Consider the following 16,564-nt stretch of genomic DNA (forward strand, 5'->3'; position numbering starts at 1 on the left):
TGAACGAGCATGACCACGGCAAGGCGGCCGAGGTCCACCGCAGGGGCGGCGAGCGCGCCCGGGCGCGGCCACCCGGGTGTGCCGGCGGTTCAGTCGAGCGTGCGGCGGGGAGGCCGGGGGCGGATCACTCCCCGGTGAAGACTTCCTCGATGGTGGCGGCGGTGACGGCGCGGTTGAGCCACTGGCGCAGGAGTTGGGGGTCATCGCAGCTGGTGATCTTCTCGCGGGCCTCTTCGGCGAGGGTGATGCCACGTGCTTCGAGGACCAGCAAGAGGGATTCTGCCCGGCCTTGCGCCCGGCCTTGCGCCCGGCCTTCGTCCCGGATTTCTTCCGACATGAAGGACTTGTAGAAAGAGGTGTCCACGGCCACCAGGTTCCTCCACTGTTGTGCGGCCGGGCGGTTGCCCAGGCCCTGTGCGGTGAGTTCGACGATGGGGTCGGTGATTGCTTCCGGTGTGTCCCGCAGTGCGGCGGACAGCGTTTTCAGTATGGCACCGACGTCCGGATTGTCGGCGTGTGTGATGGCGGCCAGGGTGGCGAGGGCGAGGTCTTTGCGGGCTTCGGCCACGTCGGTGATGACGGGCATGTTGTGCGGTCCCGCGACGAGTGGGTTCAGGGTGAGTGTCTGCCATTGACGGATGCCGATGGTGATGGGGTGTGCGGCCCATTCGGCGGTGGTGTGGTCCTGGCAGACGACCAGCAGGAGGGTGGGCAGCCCGTATCTGTTGTGGAGGTAGCTGACGTAGTAGGGCCAGCTGGCGGTCTTGCGTGGGTCCTTCTTGCCCTGGGCTTCGATGGCGAGGAGGAAGGGTCCGTCGTGTTCTGTATCGATGCGCAGGAGGGTGTCCACCCGGCGTTCGACGGGGCGGGCTTCGGTGAGGTCGGTGGGCAGCGCGGTGGCCGAGGTGGGTGGTGGGATGTCGATGCCGAGCACTTCGGAGACGCGGGAGAAGAGGCCGGGGTACTCCTGGAAGATGCGGTGCATTGCCTCGTGGGGTGAGCTGACCATGCAGGTCCTTCGGGTTGGTGGGTGGTGTTTCGGTCAGGCGGCTGTGCGGAGGTCTGTCCGGCATTCGCGGCAGTGGCCGGGGTGGCGGGAGCGGAAGGCGCGGTCGCAGTGGTCGCAGTTCTGGAGCGGGATGACGACGGTGCCGGGGCGTGCGCGTGCGATGTCCTGGGCTCCCGGTAGTGGTGGTGGCAGGAGTGCGGTGATCCGGTGGCGCAGCAGCTTGGCCGGGTGCTTCAGGGGGTTCGGGAGGTCGTTGGTGAGGGCGTGGCGGATGGTGTCGGGGTGGGCGTCGCGTTCGAGCCAGGTGGCGACGCCGGGGGCGAGGGTGTGGATGTCGTTCTCGGAGAGGACGAGTTGAGGTGCGTGGCGGCGCAGGTCGGCGAGGAGGGCGGTGGCTGCGCGCTGGAGTTCCGGGGTGAGTTCCTGTGGCTGGGGGAGCGGTGGTGGTGTGGTGCGCGCGGTGGGGGCCGGTACGAGGACGGGGGCTGGCTGCGGCTGCGGCGTGGGCGACGGGGGTGGTGCGGGGGCTGGGACGGGGTGCGGTTCGGGAGTGGTTGCGTGTGGTGGCGGTGCGGTCTGCAGGATCGGCTTGCTGGGCGCCGTCCGGGGCCGGGGCGCTGCAGCGGTGGACGCGTCGGCGCCGGGCTGGTTGTACGAGACGGTGCGGGTGATGATGCGGCCGTCGGGGAGGCGTACGCGGCTGCGGTGGAGGTAGCCGTGGGCTTCGAGTTCGCGCAGGGCGGCGGCGATGCGGGTCTCGCTTTCGGGGAAGCGTTCGGCGAGGCGTTTGATGCCGATCCTGGCTCCGGCGGGGAGCGACTGGATGTGGGCGGCGAGCCCGATCGCGGCGAGGGAGAGTCCGCGGTGCTGGGCGAGGTGGTTGCCGATGACGGTGAAGCCTGCGGCATGCCGGAAGTTGATGTGGATGACGCCGGATGACGGCGTGGTGTCTTCGGGTACGGGGGACGGGGCGCACGGGGGCGCGGTAACCTGCGGGGTATCCATCGGGAAGCCTCTACTTCCTCGGTGGTCAGGCCCCCGGTTGAGACTGTGAATCTCGTCGGGGGCCGTCGCATGTCTGGAGTTGTCGCGGCGAGCATATGCCGACCAACCCACCCGAAATCCAGCCCAGTTGTCCCATGTCACCCGAGTGAGTGACGGGGTCGGGTTTGGGTGGGGAGGGTGATTTCCCCAGGTCCTTTAAAGCTCTATGCGTCGTGGAGCGCGGGGACGTGGTGCACCGGGTCGTGGGTTTCCGCGACCCGGTGGAACGGTCGTGGTGCGAGGTCGAGTTCGGCCCAGACGGTCTTGTGCGGGGCGGGTCCGAGGTCGATGCCCCAGCGGTCGGCGAGCGCCTCGACGATCAGCAGACCGCGCCCGCCCTCCGCGTGCCGGTCGGGGGCGGAGGCGACGGGCAGTTGCTCGGCCCGGGTGTCGGTCACCTCGATCCGCAGGAGCTCGTCGCGGTGGACGGTGAGGCTGAGTCGGAAGTCCCGGCCCGGTACGCGGCCGTGGACGGCGGCATTGGCGGCCAGCTCGGCGACGATGTGCGCGGCCGGTTCGCAGACGATCCCCCAGTCGCCCAGATGCGCCGTGGCCAGGAGACGGGCGAGCCGGGCGCCCCGGCGGGTGGGGGAGAGCAGCACGGTGAACTGCCGGACGTGAGCGGAATGTTCGGGTCGGGTGATTTCTTGGGTCACGCCTCTCAGCGTGGCCAGGCGTGCCTACCGTGAAGAGCGATGAGCCCCATGCGTACGGGCGTTGTCCAGGGCTTGTCCAGTGTTGTCCCGGCTGTCCGGGGTGACGTGCCGGGGACATCAGGGGTTGGGCCAAGAACGGTAAGCGCGTCGGAAGTGGGGCACGGATGAGCGTGGTTGAGGCCGGTACGGAGCACGGGGACGCCGGGGCGGACGAGCCCGGTTGGGATGTCGACCCGGACGACGAGTCGGGCGTGGCGGTGGTTGCCGCGGTGGGCCGCCAGATCAAGGCGTGGCGGGAGGCTGCGGGGCTGCGGGCCGGGGAGTTCGGGGCCGCGATCGGGTACGGGGAGGACCAGATCTACAAGGTGGAGGGCGGTCGTCGCATCCCTCGGCCGGAGTTCCTGGACAAGGCGGACGAAGTGCTCGGCGCGCGCGGGAAGATCGCGGCAATGAAGCAGGACGTGGCGGAGGTCCGGTACCCGAAGAAGATCCGGGACCTGACGAAGATGGAGGCCAAGGCGGTCGAGGTTGGGGTGTACGCCAACCACGGCATCCATGGCCTGTTGCAGACGGAGGGCCACGCGCGGGTGCTGCTGGAGGCGCGGCAGCCTGCCTACTCTCAGGACGAGGTGGAGCGAGGCGTGGCTGCACGCATGGCCCGCCGCTCGATCTTCGACCGCTCTCCGGCTCCAGCACTCAGCTTCGTTCAGGAAGAGGCTGCGCTGCGACGGCCCATCGGAGGCAGAATGGAGTGGCGTCGCCAGCTCGAACGCCTTTTGGAGGTGGGGAAGTTGCGGAACGTCTCACTGCAGGTAATGCCGCTCGATTGCGAGACTCACCCTGGGATGGGCGGTGAGATCGAGGTGCTGAAGTTTGGAGACGGAACGGCCGTGGGGCGCTCGGGAGGCGCCTTCGGCGGTCGCCCGGTCTCCGACCCGAAGCAGCTCCGAATCTTGGAGCTGCGGTATGGCATCATCCGAGCCCAGGCCCTCACCCCTCGTGAGTCGCTGGCCTTCATTGAGCAACTTATGGGAGAAACATGATCCACAAGCCCTCTGTCGGGGATGCTTCTGGGCTGGAGTGGTTCAAGAGCAGCTACAGCGACAGCAGCAGTGGGAACGACTGCGTTGAGGTTGCAGCCACCCCAGGAACAGTGCACGTGCGCGACTCCAAGGACATCGAAGGCCCTCGCCTCGCCTTCGCGCCAGGTGCGTGGGTGGGCTTCGTCTCGTACGTCTAGGAAAGCTGAGCAGCAGCGCCTCGACGCCCGCTGAGCCGGGTGTCGGGGCGCGCTGATGTTCAGCGGGGGCGGAGGGGCGGAGGGAGGGGCGCCACCCGTCCTGTCAGAAGGAGAACGCCGGGTTCCCGGCCGACCGGAGAACGGGCGGCGCCACGGCGCGGGGCGCCGTCCCGTGGCTCACCGCAGGCCCCGTACCTCGCTCCCGTCGGCCCGGCGCAGTCCCGCCTCCGGGATGCCGCGCAGCAGCTCCGCGCCGATCTCCGCAAGGCGGGCGCCGTCGGGCGGGGTGCGGCCGAGACCGATCGCGTACTGGACGTGGGAGGCGTCGGCGGAGTACGGCCGGGGCCAGGCGTGGGCGTCCGGGGAGCCCGCCTCCGCGAGGGCGGCGAGCAGGGCGAGGAGCCGGCCGCGGAAGCGCCCCTCGTCCGCGCCGTGCCGCACGGAGACGATCGCCCAGGCGGCGTGACGCCGACGCAGCGGCGGCGGGGCGCAGAGCAGGGAACGCGGTACGGGGCCGGAGTCGGCAGCGGACTCCAAGATCTCCCAGGCGCGGAAGAGCTCCTCGGCGAGGAGGTCGCGGCCGGCGGGGGAGACCTGCGAGGTGCAGGAGCGGACCGGGTCGGTCGGGGTCAGCACGGTGAGGGGGAGTGCGCCGGTCCCGTCCGAGCCGACGGTCCCGCCAGTCGCGCCGGAGCCGACCGCGCGTCCGAGTCCGCCGGTGTCGCCGGAACCGACCGCGCGGTCCCAGTCCCAGGCGGCCCAGGTCGCGAAGAAGTGCCTGAGCAGGGGGAGCGGCGGCAGTTCGCCCGCCTCCTGGGCAGTGCGGGCCGCGAGTACGGACCAGGCCAGGCCGGGCAGCCCGCCGCACGGGGCGGAGTCCAGGCCACGCGCCCGAGCCCAGGCCTTCACCTCGCGGGCGAGCGGGGTGAAGGCCGCGCGGTGCGGGTCCGCCGCCGCGAGCACGGCGTCCGCGTCGCTCACCGCGCTCAACGCCGTGGCCGCCGCCTCGCCCAGTTCGGCGCGCCGGGCCACCGCCTCGGCCGGGGGGAGGGCGCCGGTCGCCACGGTCACCAGGTCCACCCCGAGCCCGCCGAGCGAGAAGCGCAGACCCGGTACGCGGGCACCGGTCACTTCGCGCAGCCCGACGGCCTCCGGCAGCGCGGCGGCCAGGCGCTCCCGCACTTGCGACAGGTCCCCGTCACCCGGCAGCGCCGCGACCAGGTCCACATCGGCGCCGGGCAGCGCGCACCCCGTCCGGCGCGAACCGACCAGGTGGACACATCCCTCGGGCAGGGCGGCGGCCACCCGGCGCACGATCCCGGCCGCGAGCGCGCCCTCCGCAGCGACGACTGCTTCCGTCTCCGCCGCGGCCGCCGTCTCCGCCTCCGCGTCCGTTCCCTCCTGCTCGCCGGCCCCGTACTCCCCGTACTCCCCGTACTCCCCGTACTCCCCGTACTCCCCGTACTCCCCGTACTCCCCGTGCGTCTCGTACGCGCCCGCGTCGTCGGCCAGCTCCACCCGAACCCCGAAGTGGTCCGAGACGTACAGCCCGTCCGGCGCCGGGACGTCGCCCAGCAGCACCGCCGAGACGGGCCGCAGCCGCTCCGAGCGGACCAGGACCCGGTCCAGCCGGGACGCCCGTCCGGTCAGGGAGGAGACGGCGGCCAGCGGGTTGACCGACGGGTCGAAGGTGGGCGTCCGGTCGTCCGCGCCGTGCACCCGGCTCCAGGCGTCCGCCATCGACAGCCGGTCCTGGGGTGTGTCCCCGCCGTCGTTGAAGTCGCCGAGCAGCGTCACATCGCCCTCGACGGCCGCCAGTCCCGTTGCGAGATCGGCCAGTTCGGCATCGCGTCGGCCGGCGCCGTTCGCCGAGTGGTCGCTGCTGAGATGGGTCGCGGCGACCGTGACCGGCCCTTTCGCGGTCTCCACGACGACGGCCGCGACCGCCTTGTGCGGGCCGAGGGCATGCAGACCCGCCTCGCGCACCGGAACCCTGCTGAGCAGCAGCAGTCCGTAGTCGGCGACGTCCCGGCCGGCCGGATCGGCCCAGAACGTGTAGTCGTCGCGGACCCAGGGCGCCGCCAACAGCAGGGTGAGCAGGGCGGGTTCGGCCTCCTGGAGGGCGATGACGTCGGCGTCCGCACCGCGCAGGGCGTCGAGCAGGAGCGGCCGGCGCCGGGCGGTGTCGATGCGGTCGCTGTCGTAGCGGTCCCAGAGGGTGTTCCAGGTCAGCAGCGTCAGGGGACCGGGGGTCGGTGCGGGCGGCGACGCGTCCTCGGGCACCGGCGTCCAGGCGGCCCGCGACGCGCGGTACGCGTGCGGGGTGCGGGAGACGAAGTACGGGGACGGCAGCCGGCGCGGGGTGCGCACCCGCCCGGCGTCCGTCGCGTCGATCCGGTCCACACCCGAGGACCGGTCCCACACCACCTCGCCGTCCGCCTCGAAGAACAGCACCCGGTGCCAGGGGATGTCCCCGCCGGGCGTGAAGCGGGGCAGTGGCACCCGCTTGGGTACGGTCCCGCGCTGCGCCACGCCCAGCACGAAGCGCGCCGGATCGAACCGGGAGTCCCAGCGGACCCGGTGGTAGATCTCCTCGCTGGTACGCATTCAGGGCCTTCCGTCTTGATCACGCCGGGCTCGCGTGCCCCGGCGCCGCGCCTCGCGGCGTGTCGTCACTCGCCATGGCTCTGCCATGACTCCCTCCGCCGCCGTGCGATCCACAGCACCGGACCCCGCTCCCCGATCCGGCCCGATCCGGACGGAAGGCCCCAGAGGCCTGTCCGGCGGGTCATGACCGGGGTCGCGGCGTCTGGTGCGGTGCCTCGCGGCGTTGCCGAAACGTCCGAGCAGCTCCGCTGTCAAGACGCTCCGGCGTCTTGCGATGCACCGCACTGGACGCCGAGCCCTGTCCGACCCTGATCCGCCGGACAGGCCCTACGCCCTGTCCTCCACGGTTCCGCTCGCGCCGATGTACCAGGTGCGGTGCGCCTGGCCGGGGTACGGGGGCACGAATCTGTGCAGCTGCGAGGTCAGCACTCCGGGTGGCACGGGGTGGCCGCGGCGTTCGTTGCGGCGGATCAGCTCCGCCTCGTCGACCAGGGCCACGGCGTGGGTGAGCAGCGCGTTCCTGCGCCGGGCGACCGCGTGCACCAGGGAGCGCTGGTGCACGTTGAGTGAAGTGGCGTCCCAGACGACCGTGCCGCCCGCGGCGAGCGCCGCGTCCAGCCGGTCGAGCCCCTCGCGCAGCACCTCCCCGTTGGCCTTCTGGTCGGCGCGCGAGCCCCGGGCCAGGCGCAGGTCGTCGAGCGAGAGACAAGTGTCGACGCCGGGCAGGGCGCGCGCGAAGGTGCTCTTGCCGCTGCCGGACGGGCCGACCAGCTGGACCAGGCGCGGGAAGTCCCCGGACCGCCAGCGCCAGGTCGCGGCGACGGCCTCCTCGGCGGTGGTGACCCGGCCCAGGGCGTACGCCTCCCGGGCCTGCGCCCAGCAGCGGTCCGCGGCGTCGGGCTCCAGGGCGGCGAAGGCCTCCCGCAGCCCGGCCGGCTCCGCCACGTCCTGCGCGTGCAGCGCCGACCACTCCACCTGCTCGCGCGCCTCGGCGGTGTCCGCCACCGCGGCGGCCAGCGCGTGCAGCAGCGGCAGATCGGCGGCGAACGACATCCTGACCAGTCCGGTGCGGCGCTCCTCGTCCGGGTACGGGCGGTGCAGCCCGGGGTGCAGCCCGACGAGGTCCGCGACGCGGCGGGCGAGCGGCATCCCGAGCGCGGGGGCCAGCGCGGGCGCGAGTGCGGGGCGGCGGGACCGGTGCAGCAGCGCGGCCAGCACCCCGGTCAGCCGGTCCTCACCCGTCCGGCCCAGCGCGTCGAGGGCGTCGGCCATCGCGCGGGCGGCCCCGGCGTCCCCCGAGTCCGTGCCCGTGGCGGCGGTCAGCGCGGCCGCGTCGACCGGCGCTCCGGACCGTACGGCCCACAGGGCGGCGGCCGGGCCGAGCCCGTTCTCCACGACGGCGGCGTGCATCCAGTGCGTATTGGTCTGCACGTGGCCGGGCCGCACCCACTTGGCCACCAGCCGCCCGAAGTCCGCCGCCCCGAAGCCGTCCGCGGGCCGTACGACGTACCCCTCCTGCCGTCCGGTGTCCAACTTCAGTGCCCGCAGCGCCTTTTCGGCGCGGGCGTCGAGGATTCCGCGCCACAGCACGGGCGGCACGGGTATCCCCAGCCCCCGCAGGAACTCCACGGTCCGGTCCCAGTCCAGGCAGCGCTCCCCGTCCCAGACGGAGAATCCGTAGAAGAAGCTCTCCAGGCCGTCGTACGGGATCGAGTGGCGCGCGAACATGTTCTCGCCGCAGACCCGCCACCCGTCGGGGATGCGCGCCCCGACCCGGCCCTGGAGCGCCTTCACCCAGCCCCGAGAGGGGTGGTGGGCGGAGTCGAGGGAGCGGGCGTGGAGCCCGTCGGCGTAGAGCGTGGTGTTCTCGCCGTCCAGCTTCTCGGTGACGACGATCTCGCGGCCGGTCAGCGCGGCGAGACCGGCGATCCGCACATCGTCCGAGGTGGCCCCGGGGGACCAGGGCAGATGGGCGGTGCGCGGATAGTGCGTACGCATGATCGATACCCCTGGTGACGACGGCCGGCCCGGCCGGTCACTGTAGGCAGGGCGGTGCGTACCGCTCGACCCAATTACGAAGCGGTGCGTACCGCTCGACCCAATTACGATGGGGACGCCCGGCACTGCTCCCACTGCACGCCCGCGTTTGACCGACCGACCACGGCGGGTAAGATCCTCCGCCCGATTGGCCAGGCTCACGCCCCGTATGGCACACTGACCAGGTTGCTCGGTTGAGTGTCAATGCTGCGCGCCTCCCGCCGGGAGGACCGGAAGCGAGTCCCACAGTACTCGTCGACCCCTTGCGGGTCGGACGTACGGGAATCTTCCGGGAAGCGTCAGTGGGGCACCGGCCAGGCACCCGGTGGGTGTTCCGCCCCCGGTCCTGCGGTCCTCGGGCCCGCACCCCCTTGGTTGGGAAATCCTTCGGGAGATCTGCGTAGAGGGGATGCGACACGCCCGACCGCGTGGGTCGGAGGTGGAGTCGTCAGAGCTCCCGGGTTCCAGAGCGTTACGAGAGACAGGACTACTAGTAGCCATGGCGGGACAGAAGATCCGCATCCGGCTCAAGGCCTACGACCACGAGGTCATCGACTCCTCGGCGAAGAAGATCGTCGAGACGGTGACCCGCACTGGTGCGTCGGTCGCGGGCCCGGTGCCGCTGCCCACTGAGAAGAACGTGTACTGCGTCATCAAGTCGCCGCACAAGTACAAGGACTCGCGCGAGCACTTCGAGATGCGCACGCACAAGCGCCTCATCGACATCCTCGACCCCACGCCGAAGACGGTTGACTCGCTGATGCGTCTCGACCTGCCGGCGGGCGTCGACATCGAGATCAAGCTCTGAGGTGACGCGCGAGATGGCTAAGAACATTAAGGGCGTCCTGGGCGAGAAGCTCGGCATGACCCAGGTCTGGGACGAGAACAACCGGGTCGTCCCGGTGACCGTCGTCAAGGCCGGGCCCTGCGTCGTCACCCAGGTCCGCACCAACGACAACGACGGCTACGAGGCAGTCCAGATCGCCTTCGGCGAGATCGACCCCCGCAAGGTGAACAAGCCCCTCAAGGGCCACTTCGCCAAGGCCGACGTGACCCCGCGCCGCCACCTGGTGGAGCTCCGCACCCCTGACGCCAGCGAGTACACGCTGGGCCAGGAAGTCACTGCCGAGGTGTTCGAGTCCGGCGTCAAGGTCGACGTCACGGGCAAGAGCAAGGGCAAGGGCTTCGCCGGTGTGATGAAGCGTCACAACTTCAAGGGTGGCAAGGCGTCCCACGGTGCCCACCGTGTGCACCGTATGCCCGGCTCCATCGGTGGCTGTGCCACCCCCGGCCGTGTCTTCAAGGGCATGCGCATGGCGGGTCGTATGGGCAACGAGCGGGTCACCACCCAGAACCTGACCATCCACGCGGTTGACGCGGAGAAGGGTCTGCTCCTCATCAAGGGCGCAGTCCCTGGTCCGAACGGCGGCCTCGTCCTGGTCCGCACCGCGGCCAAGGGGGCTTGAGGAACCGATGAGCACCATTGACATCCTTTCGCCGGCAGGCGACAAGGCCGGGACCGTCGAGCTCCCCGCGGAGATCTTCGACGCCAAGACCAGCGTTCCGCTGATCCACCAGGTCGTTGTCGCGCAGCTGGCAGCGGCCCGTCAGGGCACGCACAAGACCAAGACCCGCGGCGAGGTCCGTGGTGGTGGGCGCAAGCCGTACCGCCAGAAGGGCACCGGCCGCGCGCGCCAGGGTTCGACCCGTGCGCCGCAGTTCGCCGGCGGTGGCGTCGTCCACGGCCCCGTGCCGCGTGACTACTCGCAGCGGACCCCGAAGAAGATGAAGGCCGCCGCCCTGCGCGGTGCCCTCTCGGACCGGGCCCGTCACTCCCGCATCCACGTCGTCACCGGCGTGGTCGAGGGTGCCGTCTCCACCAAGGCCGCCAAGACGCTGTTCGGCAAGATCTCGGAGCGCAAGAACCTGCTCCTGGTCGCCAACCGCTCCGACGAGGCCGCGTGGCTGTCCGCCCGCAACCTGCCCCAGGTGCACATCCTGGAGCCGGGCCAGCTGAACACGTACGACGTGATCGTCTCTGACGACGTGGTCTTCACCCAGGCCGCCCTCGAGTCCTTCGTGTCTGGCCCCCAGACCGCTGAGACCGAAGGGAGCGACGCCTGATGAGCGAGGCGACCGTTACCAGCAAGACCTACTCGGACCCGCGCGACGTTCTCGTCAAGCCGGTTGTTTCCGAGAAGAGCTACGCGCTGCTCGACGAGAACAAGTACACGTTCATCGTCGCGCCCGGCTCCAACAAGACCCAGATCAAGCAGGCCGTGGAAGCGGTCTTCTCGGTCAAGGTCACCGGGGTCAACACGATCAACCGGCAGGGCAAGCGCAAGCGCACCCGCACCGGTTTCGGCAAGCGCGCCGACACGAAGCGCGCCATCGTGACCCTCGCCGAGGGCGACCGTATCGACATCTTCGGCGGTCCGACCGCCTAAGGGCGGTCTGGATCGTCCGAAATCGGACGAGGACTGAGAAATGGGTATCCGCAAGTACAAGCCGACGACCCCGGGCCGTCGTGGCTCCAGCGTCGCCGACTTTGTCGAGATCACGCGGTCCACGCCGGAGAAGTCGCTGGTCCGCCCCCTGCACAACAAGGGCGGCCGTAACAACACCGGTCGTGTGACCGTTCGCCACCAGGGCGGTGGCCACAAGCGCGCCTACCGAGTGATCGACTTCCGTCGTCACGACAAGGACGGCGTGCCGGCCAAGGTCGCGCACATCGAGTACGACCCCAACCGCACCGCGCGCATCGCGCTCCTGCACTACGCGGACGGCGAGAAGCGCTACATCATCGCGCCGCGTGGCCTGTCGCAGGGCGACCGTGTCGAGAACGGCCCGGCCGCCGACATCAAGCCCGGCAACAACCTGGCGCTGCGCAACATCCCGGTCGGTACGACCATCCACGCCATCGAGCTGCGGCCCGGCGGCGGCGCGAAGTTCGCCCGTTCCGCGGGTGCCTCCGTGCAGCTGCTGGCGAAGGAGGGCTCCATGGCCCACCTTCGTATGCCGTCGGGTGAGATCCGCCTGGTCGACGCCCGCTGCCGCGCCACCATCGGCGAGGTCGGCAACGCCGAGCAGTCGAACATCAACTGGGGCAAGGCCGGCCGCATGCGCTGGAAGGGCGTTCGCCCGACCGTCCGCGGTGTCGCGATGAACCCGGTTGACCACCCGCACGGTGGTGGTGAGGGCAAGACCTCCGGTGGTCGCCACCCGGTCTCCCCGTGGGGTCAGAAGGAGGGTCGTACTCGTTCGCCGAAGAAGGCTTCGAACAAGTACATCGTCCGCCGCCGCAAGACGAACAAGAAGCGCTAGGAGCGGGTTTAGATGCCGCGCAGTCTCAAGAAGGGACCCTTCGTTGACGGCCACCTCCTGAAGAAGGTGGACGCTCAGAACGAAGCCGGTACCAAGAACGTCATCAAGACCTGGTCCCGTCGCTCGATGATCATCCCGGCCATGCTGGGTCACACCATCGCGGTGCACAACGGCAAGATCCACGTCCCGGTGTTCGTCACCGAGTCGATGGTCGGCCACAAGCTCGGCGAGTTCTCGCCGACTCGCACCTTCCGCGGCCACGTCAAGGACGACCGGAAGTCGAAGCGCCGCTAACCGCGGGGTGGAAACGACTATGACTTACACCGAAGGGACAACCATGGAAGCCAGGGCCCAGGCGCGGTACATCCGCGTCACGCCCATGAAGGCCCGCCGCGTGGTGGACCTCATCCGTGGCATGGACGCCACGGAGGCTCAGGCGGTCCTGCGTTTCGCCCCGCAGGCCGCGAGCGTGCCGGTTGGCAAGGTGCTGGACAGCGCCATCGCCAACGCCGCACACAACTACGACCACACCGACGCCTCCACGCTGGTCATCAGCGAGGCGTACGTGGACGAGGGCCCGACCCTGAAGCGGTTCCGTCCGCGTGCTCAGGGCCGTGCCTACCGGATCCGTAAGCGGACCAGCCACATCACCGTGGTCGTCAGCAGCAAGGAAGGAACCCGGTAATGGGCCAGAAGGTAAACCCGCACGGGTTCCGGCTCGGCATTACCACGGACTTCAAGTCCCGTTGGTACGCCGACAAGCTGTACAAGGACTACGTCAAGGAAGACGTCGCCATTCGTCGCATGATGACGAAGGGCATGGAGCGGGCCGGCATCTCCAAGGTCGAGATCGAGCGCACCCGCGACCGCGTCCGCGTTGACATCCACACCGCCCGCCCGGGCATCGTCATCGGTCGCCGTGGCGCCGAGGCCGACCGCATCCGTGGCGAGCTGGAGAAGCTGACCGGCAAGCAGGTCCAGCTGAACATCCTCGAGGTCAAGAACCCCGAGGTGGACGCTCAGCTGGTGGCCCAGGCCGTCGCCGAGCAGCTCTCCTCCCGCGTCTCCTTCCGTCGTGCCATGCGCAAGAGCATGCAGAGCTCGATGAAGGCCGGCGCCAAGGGCATCAAGATCCAGTGCGGTGGCCGCCTCGGTGGCGCCGAGATGTCCCGCTCGGAGTTCTACCGCGAGGGCCGTGTGCCCCTGCACACGCTCCGCGCGAACGTCGACTACGGCTTCTTCGAGGCCAAGACGACCTTCGGCCGCATCGGTGTGAAGGTCTGGATCTACAAGGGCGACGTCAAGAACATCGCCGAGGTCCGCGCCGAGAACGCCGCTGCCCGCGCCGGCAACCGCCCGGCCCGTGGCGGCGCCGACCGCCCGGCCGGCCGCGGTGGCCGCGGTGGCGAGCGTGGCGGTCGCGGTCGCAAGCCGCAGCAGCAGTCGGCTCAGGCCGCCGAGGCCCCCAAGGCCGAGGCTCCTGCCGCTGCCGCTCCGGCTGCCGAGAGCACCGGAACGGAGGCCTGACCGAAATGCTGATCCCCCGTAGGGTCAAGCACCGCAAGCAGCACCACCCGAAGCGCAGCGGTATGTCCAAGGGTGGCACGCAGGTTGCGTTCGGCGAGTACGGCATCCAGGCGCTGACCCCGGCGTACGTGACGAACCGTCAGATCGAGGCAGCTCGTATCGCGATGACCCGTCACATCAAGCGTGGCGGCAAGGTCTGGATCAACATCTACCCGGACCGTCCCCTGACGAAGAAGCCGGCCGAGACCCGCATGGGTTCCGGTAAGGGTTCTCCCGAGTGGTGGATCGCGAACGTCAAGCCGGGTCGCGTGATGTTCGAGCTGTCCTACCCGAACGAGAAGATTGCTCGTGAGGCGCTCACCCGCGCTGCTCACAAGCTTCCGATGAAGTGCCGCATCGTTCGGCGCGAGGCAGGTGAGGCGTGATGTCGGCCGGAACCAAGGCGTCCGAGCTGCGCGAGCTGGGCAACGAGGAGCTGCTCAACAAGCTCCGCGAGGCCAAGGAAGAGCTGTTCAACCTCCGCTTCCAGGCGGCGACCGGGCAGCTCGAGAACCACGGTCGGCTCAAGTCCGTCCGTAAGGACATCGCCCGGATCTACACCCTGATGCGCGAGCGTGAGCTGGGCATCGAGACGGTGGAGAGCGTCTGATGAGCGAGAAGACTGTGACTGAGACCAACACCGACCGCGGTTTCCGCAAGACCCGTGAGGGTCTGGTCGTCAGCGACAAGATGGACAAGACCGTCGTCGTCGCTGTCGAGGACCGCGTCAAGCACGCGCTGTACGGCAAGGTCATCCGCCGTACCAACAAGCTCAAGGCGCACGACGAGCAGAACGCCGCCGGCGTCGGCGACCGCGTCCTCCTGATGGAGACCCGGCCGCTGTCCGCCACGAAGCGGTGGCGCGTCGTCGAGATCCTCGAGAAGGCCAAGTAATTCCTGAGGGGCATTCCCCTCAGGCAAGTTCCGCCAGGCTCGGCGGGGGCTCGCTCCGGTGACGGAGCGGCCCCCGCCGGGAACCGGCAGACGATCAGGAGATAGACGTGATCCAGCAGGAGTCGCGACTTCGCGTCGCCGACAACACGGGTGCGAAGGAAATCCTCACCATCCGTGTTCTCGGTGGTTCGGGTCGCCGCTACGCGGGCATCGGTGACGTCATCGTCGCCACCGTCAAGGACGCGATCCCCGGTGGCAACGTGAAGAAGGGTGACGTCGTCAAGGCCGTCATCGTTCGCACCGTCAAGGAGCGTCGCCGTCAGGATGGCTCGTACATCCGCTTCGACGAGAACGCCGCCGTCATTCTGAAGAACGACGGTGACCCCCGCGGCACCCGCATCTTCGGCCCGGTGGGCCGGGAACTGCGCGAGAAGAAGTTCATGAAGATCATCTCGCTCGCGCCGGAGGTGCTGTAAGCATGAAGATCAAGAAGGGCGACCTGGTTCAGGTCATCACCGGTAAGGACAAGGGCAAGCAGGGCAAGGTCATCGTGGCCTACCCCGCTCAGGACCGCGTCCTCGTCGAGGGTGTCAACCGGGTCAAGAAGCACACCAAGGCCGGTCAGACCGCTCGCGGTTCGCAGACCGGTGGCATTGTCACGACCGAGGCCCCGATCCACGTGAGCAATGTTCAGCTCGTCGTGGAGAAGGACGGCAAGAAGGTCGTCACGCGCGTCGGTTACCGCTTCGACGACGAAGGCAACAAGATCCGCGTTGCCAAGCGGACGGGTGAGGACATCTGATGGCTACCACCACCACTCCGCGTCTGAAGACGAAGTACCGCGAGGAAATCGCCGGCAAGCTGCGTGAGGAGTTCTCGTACGAGAACGTCATGCAGATCCCCGGTCTCGTCAAGATCGTGGTCAACATGGGTGTGGGCGACGCCGCCCGCGACTCCAAGCTGATCGACGGCGCCGTGCGCGACCTCACCACGATCACCGGTCAGAAGCCGGCCGTGACCAAGGCCCGCAAGTCCATCGCGCAGTTCAAGCTGCGCGAGGGTCAGCCGATCGGCTGCCACGTCACCCTCCGCGGTGACCGCATGTGGGAGTTCCTGGACCGTACGCTGTCGCTCGCGCTGCCGCGTATCCGTGACTTCCGTGGTCTGTCGCCGAAGCAGTTCGACGGCCGTGGCAACTACACCTTCGGTCTCACGGAGCAGGTCATGTTCCACGAGATCGACCAGGACAAGATCGACCGGGTCCGGGGCATGGACATCACCGTGGTCACCACGGCGACCAACGACGACGAGGGTCGTGCCCTCCTTCGTCACCTCGGCTTCCCGTTCAAGGAGAACTGACCGTGGCGAAGAAGGCTCTGATCGCTAAGGCCGCCCGTAAGCCGAAGTTCGGCGTTCGCGCGTACACCCGCTGCCAGCGCTGCGGCCGGCCCCACTCCGTCTACCGCAAGTTCGGCCTGTGCCGCGTGTGCCTTCGTGAGATGGCTCACCGTGGCGAGCTGCCGGGCGTGACCAAGAGCTCCTGGTAATTCTCCTTCGCCCTTTGGGCGTTGGGAATTGACGGAAGCTCTCGGTAAGCATCTGGTCGGCAGGAGCCCGCCCTCACATGCCGTAGGCTTGTGGGATTGGGCGCCTGCCGTCCAAGACCGACTTACTACGCCGTAGGTCCCCGCACCGCACCCGTCCCGCCTCTGAGTGGGGAGAGGGATGGCGCATACAGGAAACCCCGGCGAGAGAGGCCGAAGGCCAATTCATGACCATGACTGATCCCATCGCAGACATGCTCACGCGTCTGCGTAACGCGAACTCGGCATACCACGACTCCGTCGTGATGCCGCACAGCAAGATCAAGTCGCACATCGCGGAGATCCTCCAGCAGGAGGGCTTCATCACCGGCTGGAAGGTCGAGGACGCCGAGGTCGGCAAGAACCTCGTCCTGGAGCTGAAGTTCGGCCCGAACCGCGAGCGTTCGATCGCCGGCATCAAGCGCATCTCGAAGCCGGGTCTGCGTGTATACGCAAAGTCCACCAACCTGCCGAAGGTCCTCGGTGGCCTGGGCGTGGCGATCATCTCCACGTCCCACGGTCTCCTGACCGGCCAGCAGGCTCAGAAGAAGGGCGTAGGTGGGGAAGTCCTCGCCTACGTCTGGTAGTCGGGAACGGAGGAATA

Annotated in this window: 23 protein-coding genes; 18 read left to right on the forward strand and 5 right to left on the reverse strand. The window is 69.3% G+C overall.

The genetic code is table 11. The features are described from left to right. Positions 1-124 precede the first annotated feature (124 nt). The 3 genes from ACWCQ6_RS21320 to ACWCQ6_RS21330 all read right to left on the reverse strand — a co-directional run bounded on the left by ACWCQ6_RS21320 (position 125) and on the right by ACWCQ6_RS21330 (position 2,709). Complete coding sequence (locus ACWCQ6_RS21320; RefSeq protein WP_451091402.1) at positions 125-1,009, reverse strand: hypothetical protein; 885 nt, start codon at positions 1,007-1,009, stop codon at positions 125-127. Between the two features lie 33 nt (positions 1,010-1,042). Continuing rightward, on the reverse strand, positions 1,043-2,014 hold the full coding sequence (locus tag ACWCQ6_RS21325) for a helix-turn-helix domain-containing protein (protein WP_451091404.1): 972 nt from the start codon (positions 2,012-2,014) through the stop codon (positions 1,043-1,045). Between the two features lie 203 nt (positions 2,015-2,217). Beyond that, positions 2,218-2,709, reverse strand: coding sequence for an ATP-binding protein (locus ACWCQ6_RS21330; protein ID WP_451091406.1), 492 nt, complete (start codon positions 2,707-2,709; stop codon positions 2,218-2,220). Between the two features lie 164 nt (positions 2,710-2,873). Here ACWCQ6_RS21330 and ACWCQ6_RS21335 point away from each other — a divergent pair, with 164 nt between their 5' ends. Continuing rightward, positions 2,874-3,752 carry a helix-turn-helix domain-containing protein gene (locus tag ACWCQ6_RS21335; protein WP_451091408.1) on the forward strand — a complete coding sequence of 293 codons (879 nt, stop codon included), beginning with the start codon at positions 2,874-2,876 and terminating at the stop codon, positions 3,750-3,752. Beyond that, positions 3,749-3,949 carry a DUF397 domain-containing protein gene (locus ACWCQ6_RS21340; protein WP_451091410.1) on the forward strand — a complete coding sequence of 67 codons (201 nt, stop codon included), beginning with the start codon at positions 3,749-3,751 and terminating at the stop codon, positions 3,947-3,949. The genes ACWCQ6_RS21335 and ACWCQ6_RS21340 overlap by 4 nt, the downstream gene beginning before the upstream one ends. Positions 3,950-4,126: 177 nt before the next feature. Here the strand turns inward: ACWCQ6_RS21340 and ACWCQ6_RS21345 are convergent, their stop codons facing one another. Next, positions 4,127-6,556: a poly(A) polymerase gene (locus ACWCQ6_RS21345; protein ID WP_451091412.1), complete on the reverse strand. Its 2,430-nt coding sequence runs from the start codon at positions 6,554-6,556 to the stop codon at positions 4,127-4,129. A gap of 327 nt (positions 6,557-6,883) precedes the next feature. Further along, complete coding sequence (locus tag ACWCQ6_RS21350) at positions 6,884-8,554, reverse strand: RNA ligase family protein (protein WP_451091414.1); 1,671 nt, start codon at positions 8,552-8,554, stop codon at positions 6,884-6,886. Positions 8,555-9,092: 538 nt separating this feature from the next. On the opposite strand from ACWCQ6_RS21350, the gene rpsJ reads away from it, so the two are divergent. The 16 genes from rpsJ (at position 9,093) to rpsH (ending at position 16,547) form a co-directional block, all read left to right on the forward strand. Continuing rightward, a complete protein-coding gene (gene rpsJ, locus ACWCQ6_RS21355; protein ID WP_003948644.1) occupies positions 9,093-9,401 on the forward strand; it encodes a 30S ribosomal protein S10 in 309 nt (102 codons plus the stop codon). 13 nt (positions 9,402-9,414) lie between these two features. Continuing rightward, positions 9,415-10,059 (forward strand): 50S ribosomal protein L3, encoded by a 645-nt coding sequence (gene rplC / locus ACWCQ6_RS21360; RefSeq protein WP_072485542.1) that lies wholly within the window; start codon positions 9,415-9,417, stop codon positions 10,057-10,059. A 7-nt stretch (positions 10,060-10,066) separates the two neighbouring features. Continuing rightward, complete coding sequence (gene rplD / locus ACWCQ6_RS21365; RefSeq protein ID WP_451091416.1) at positions 10,067-10,717, forward strand: 50S ribosomal protein L4; 651 nt, start codon at positions 10,067-10,069, stop codon at positions 10,715-10,717. Then, positions 10,717-11,040: a 50S ribosomal protein L23 gene (gene rplW / locus ACWCQ6_RS21370; RefSeq protein ID WP_189544130.1), complete on the forward strand. Its 324-nt coding sequence runs from the start codon at positions 10,717-10,719 to the stop codon at positions 11,038-11,040. The genes rplD and rplW overlap by 1 nt, the downstream gene beginning before the upstream one ends. 40 nt (positions 11,041-11,080) lie before the next feature. Beyond that, positions 11,081-11,917 carry a 50S ribosomal protein L2 gene (gene rplB, locus ACWCQ6_RS21375; protein ID WP_451091418.1) on the forward strand — a complete coding sequence of 279 codons (837 nt, stop codon included), beginning with the start codon at positions 11,081-11,083 and terminating at the stop codon, positions 11,915-11,917. Positions 11,918-11,929: 12 nt separating this feature from the next. Then, the gene (rpsS, locus tag ACWCQ6_RS21380; RefSeq protein WP_189544132.1) at positions 11,930-12,211 is read left to right on the forward strand and encodes a 30S ribosomal protein S19; all 282 of its coding nucleotides are present in this window, start codon (positions 11,930-11,932) and stop codon (positions 12,209-12,211) included. Between the two features lie 43 nt (positions 12,212-12,254). Continuing rightward, positions 12,255-12,602 carry a 50S ribosomal protein L22 gene (gene rplV, locus ACWCQ6_RS21385; protein WP_009997296.1) on the forward strand — a complete coding sequence of 116 codons (348 nt, stop codon included), beginning with the start codon at positions 12,255-12,257 and terminating at the stop codon, positions 12,600-12,602. Beyond that, positions 12,602-13,444 (forward strand): 30S ribosomal protein S3, encoded by an 843-nt coding sequence (gene rpsC, locus ACWCQ6_RS21390; RefSeq protein ID WP_451091420.1) that lies wholly within the window; start codon positions 12,602-12,604, stop codon positions 13,442-13,444. The genes rplV and rpsC overlap by 1 nt, the downstream gene beginning before the upstream one ends. A gap of 5 nt (positions 13,445-13,449) precedes the next feature. Beyond that, the gene (gene rplP, locus ACWCQ6_RS21395) at positions 13,450-13,869 is read left to right on the forward strand and encodes a 50S ribosomal protein L16 (protein WP_072485538.1); all 420 of its coding nucleotides are present in this window, start codon (positions 13,450-13,452) and stop codon (positions 13,867-13,869) included. Further along, positions 13,869-14,093 carry a 50S ribosomal protein L29 gene (gene rpmC / locus ACWCQ6_RS21400; RefSeq protein ID WP_014047786.1) on the forward strand — a complete coding sequence of 75 codons (225 nt, stop codon included), beginning with the start codon at positions 13,869-13,871 and terminating at the stop codon, positions 14,091-14,093. Before rplP ends, rpmC begins: the two co-directional genes overlap by 1 nt. After that, positions 14,093-14,377, forward strand: a complete 285-nt coding sequence (gene rpsQ / locus ACWCQ6_RS21405) for a 30S ribosomal protein S17 (RefSeq protein WP_030977953.1) — start codon at positions 14,093-14,095, stop codon at positions 14,375-14,377. The genes rpmC and rpsQ overlap by 1 nt, the downstream gene beginning before the upstream one ends. A gap of 107 nt (positions 14,378-14,484) precedes the next feature. Beyond that, on the forward strand, positions 14,485-14,853 hold the full coding sequence (rplN, locus tag ACWCQ6_RS21410) for a 50S ribosomal protein L14 (RefSeq protein ID WP_003966950.1): 369 nt from the start codon (positions 14,485-14,487) through the stop codon (positions 14,851-14,853). A 2-nt stretch (positions 14,854-14,855) separates the two neighbouring features. Beyond that, entirely contained in the window at positions 14,856-15,179 is a 324-nt protein-coding gene (gene rplX, locus ACWCQ6_RS21415) for a 50S ribosomal protein L24 (protein WP_073786786.1), read from the forward strand. Continuing rightward, complete coding sequence (rplE, locus tag ACWCQ6_RS21420) at positions 15,179-15,736, forward strand: 50S ribosomal protein L5 (RefSeq protein WP_189544134.1); 558 nt, start codon at positions 15,179-15,181, stop codon at positions 15,734-15,736. Before rplX ends, rplE begins: the two co-directional genes overlap by 1 nt. Before the next feature lie 2 nt (positions 15,737-15,738). Continuing rightward, positions 15,739-15,924 carry a type Z 30S ribosomal protein S14 gene (locus ACWCQ6_RS21425; protein WP_003956452.1) on the forward strand — a complete coding sequence of 62 codons (186 nt, stop codon included), beginning with the start codon at positions 15,739-15,741 and terminating at the stop codon, positions 15,922-15,924. Between the two features lie 224 nt (positions 15,925-16,148). Then, on the forward strand, positions 16,149-16,547 hold the full coding sequence (rpsH, locus tag ACWCQ6_RS21430) for a 30S ribosomal protein S8 (RefSeq protein WP_005313538.1): 399 nt from the start codon (positions 16,149-16,151) through the stop codon (positions 16,545-16,547). Positions 16,548-16,564: the final 17 nt, after the last annotated feature.

Source organism: Streptomyces sp. NPDC001880 (assembly GCF_053594575.1).

Bases quoted from the DNA above. Each gene is read 5' to 3' on its own strand.
- ACWCQ6_RS21320 (WP_451091402.1), bottom strand. From the start codon at position 1,009: ATGGTCAGCTCACCCCACGAGGCAATGCACCGCATCTTCCAGGAGTAC.
- ACWCQ6_RS21325 (WP_451091404.1), bottom strand. From the start codon at position 2,014: ATGGATACCCCGCAGGTTACCGCGCCCCCGTGCGCCCCGTCCCCCGTA.
- ACWCQ6_RS21335 (WP_451091408.1), top strand. From the start codon at position 2,874: ATGAGCGTGGTTGAGGCCGGTACGGAGCACGGGGACGCCGGGGCGGAC.
- ACWCQ6_RS21340 (WP_451091410.1), top strand. From the start codon at position 3,749: ATGATCCACAAGCCCTCTGTCGGGGATGCTTCTGGGCTGGAGTGGTTC.
- ACWCQ6_RS21345 (WP_451091412.1), bottom strand. From the start codon at position 6,556: ATGCGTACCAGCGAGGAGATCTACCACCGGGTCCGCTGGGACTCCCGG.
- ACWCQ6_RS21350 (WP_451091414.1), bottom strand. From the start codon at position 8,554: ATGCGTACGCACTATCCGCGCACCGCCCATCTGCCCTGGTCCCCCGGG.
- rpsJ (WP_003948644.1), top strand. From the start codon at position 9,093: ATGGCGGGACAGAAGATCCGCATCCGGCTCAAGGCCTACGACCACGAG.
- rplC (WP_072485542.1), top strand. From the start codon at position 9,415: ATGGCTAAGAACATTAAGGGCGTCCTGGGCGAGAAGCTCGGCATGACC.
- rplD (WP_451091416.1), top strand. From the start codon at position 10,067: ATGAGCACCATTGACATCCTTTCGCCGGCAGGCGACAAGGCCGGGACC.
- rplW (WP_189544130.1), top strand. From the start codon at position 10,717: ATGAGCGAGGCGACCGTTACCAGCAAGACCTACTCGGACCCGCGCGAC.
- rplB (WP_451091418.1), top strand. From the start codon at position 11,081: ATGGGTATCCGCAAGTACAAGCCGACGACCCCGGGCCGTCGTGGCTCC.
- rpsS (WP_189544132.1), top strand. From the start codon at position 11,930: ATGCCGCGCAGTCTCAAGAAGGGACCCTTCGTTGACGGCCACCTCCTG.
- rplV (WP_009997296.1), top strand. From the start codon at position 12,255: ATGGAAGCCAGGGCCCAGGCGCGGTACATCCGCGTCACGCCCATGAAG.
- rpsC (WP_451091420.1), top strand. From the start codon at position 12,602: ATGGGCCAGAAGGTAAACCCGCACGGGTTCCGGCTCGGCATTACCACG.
- rplP (WP_072485538.1), top strand. From the start codon at position 13,450: ATGCTGATCCCCCGTAGGGTCAAGCACCGCAAGCAGCACCACCCGAAG.
- rpmC (WP_014047786.1), top strand. From the start codon at position 13,869: ATGTCGGCCGGAACCAAGGCGTCCGAGCTGCGCGAGCTGGGCAACGAG.
- rpsQ (WP_030977953.1), top strand. From the start codon at position 14,093: ATGAGCGAGAAGACTGTGACTGAGACCAACACCGACCGCGGTTTCCGC.
- rplX (WP_073786786.1), top strand. From the start codon at position 14,856: ATGAAGATCAAGAAGGGCGACCTGGTTCAGGTCATCACCGGTAAGGAC.
- rplE (WP_189544134.1), top strand. From the start codon at position 15,179: ATGGCTACCACCACCACTCCGCGTCTGAAGACGAAGTACCGCGAGGAA.
- rpsH (WP_005313538.1), top strand. From the start codon at position 16,149: ATGACCATGACTGATCCCATCGCAGACATGCTCACGCGTCTGCGTAAC.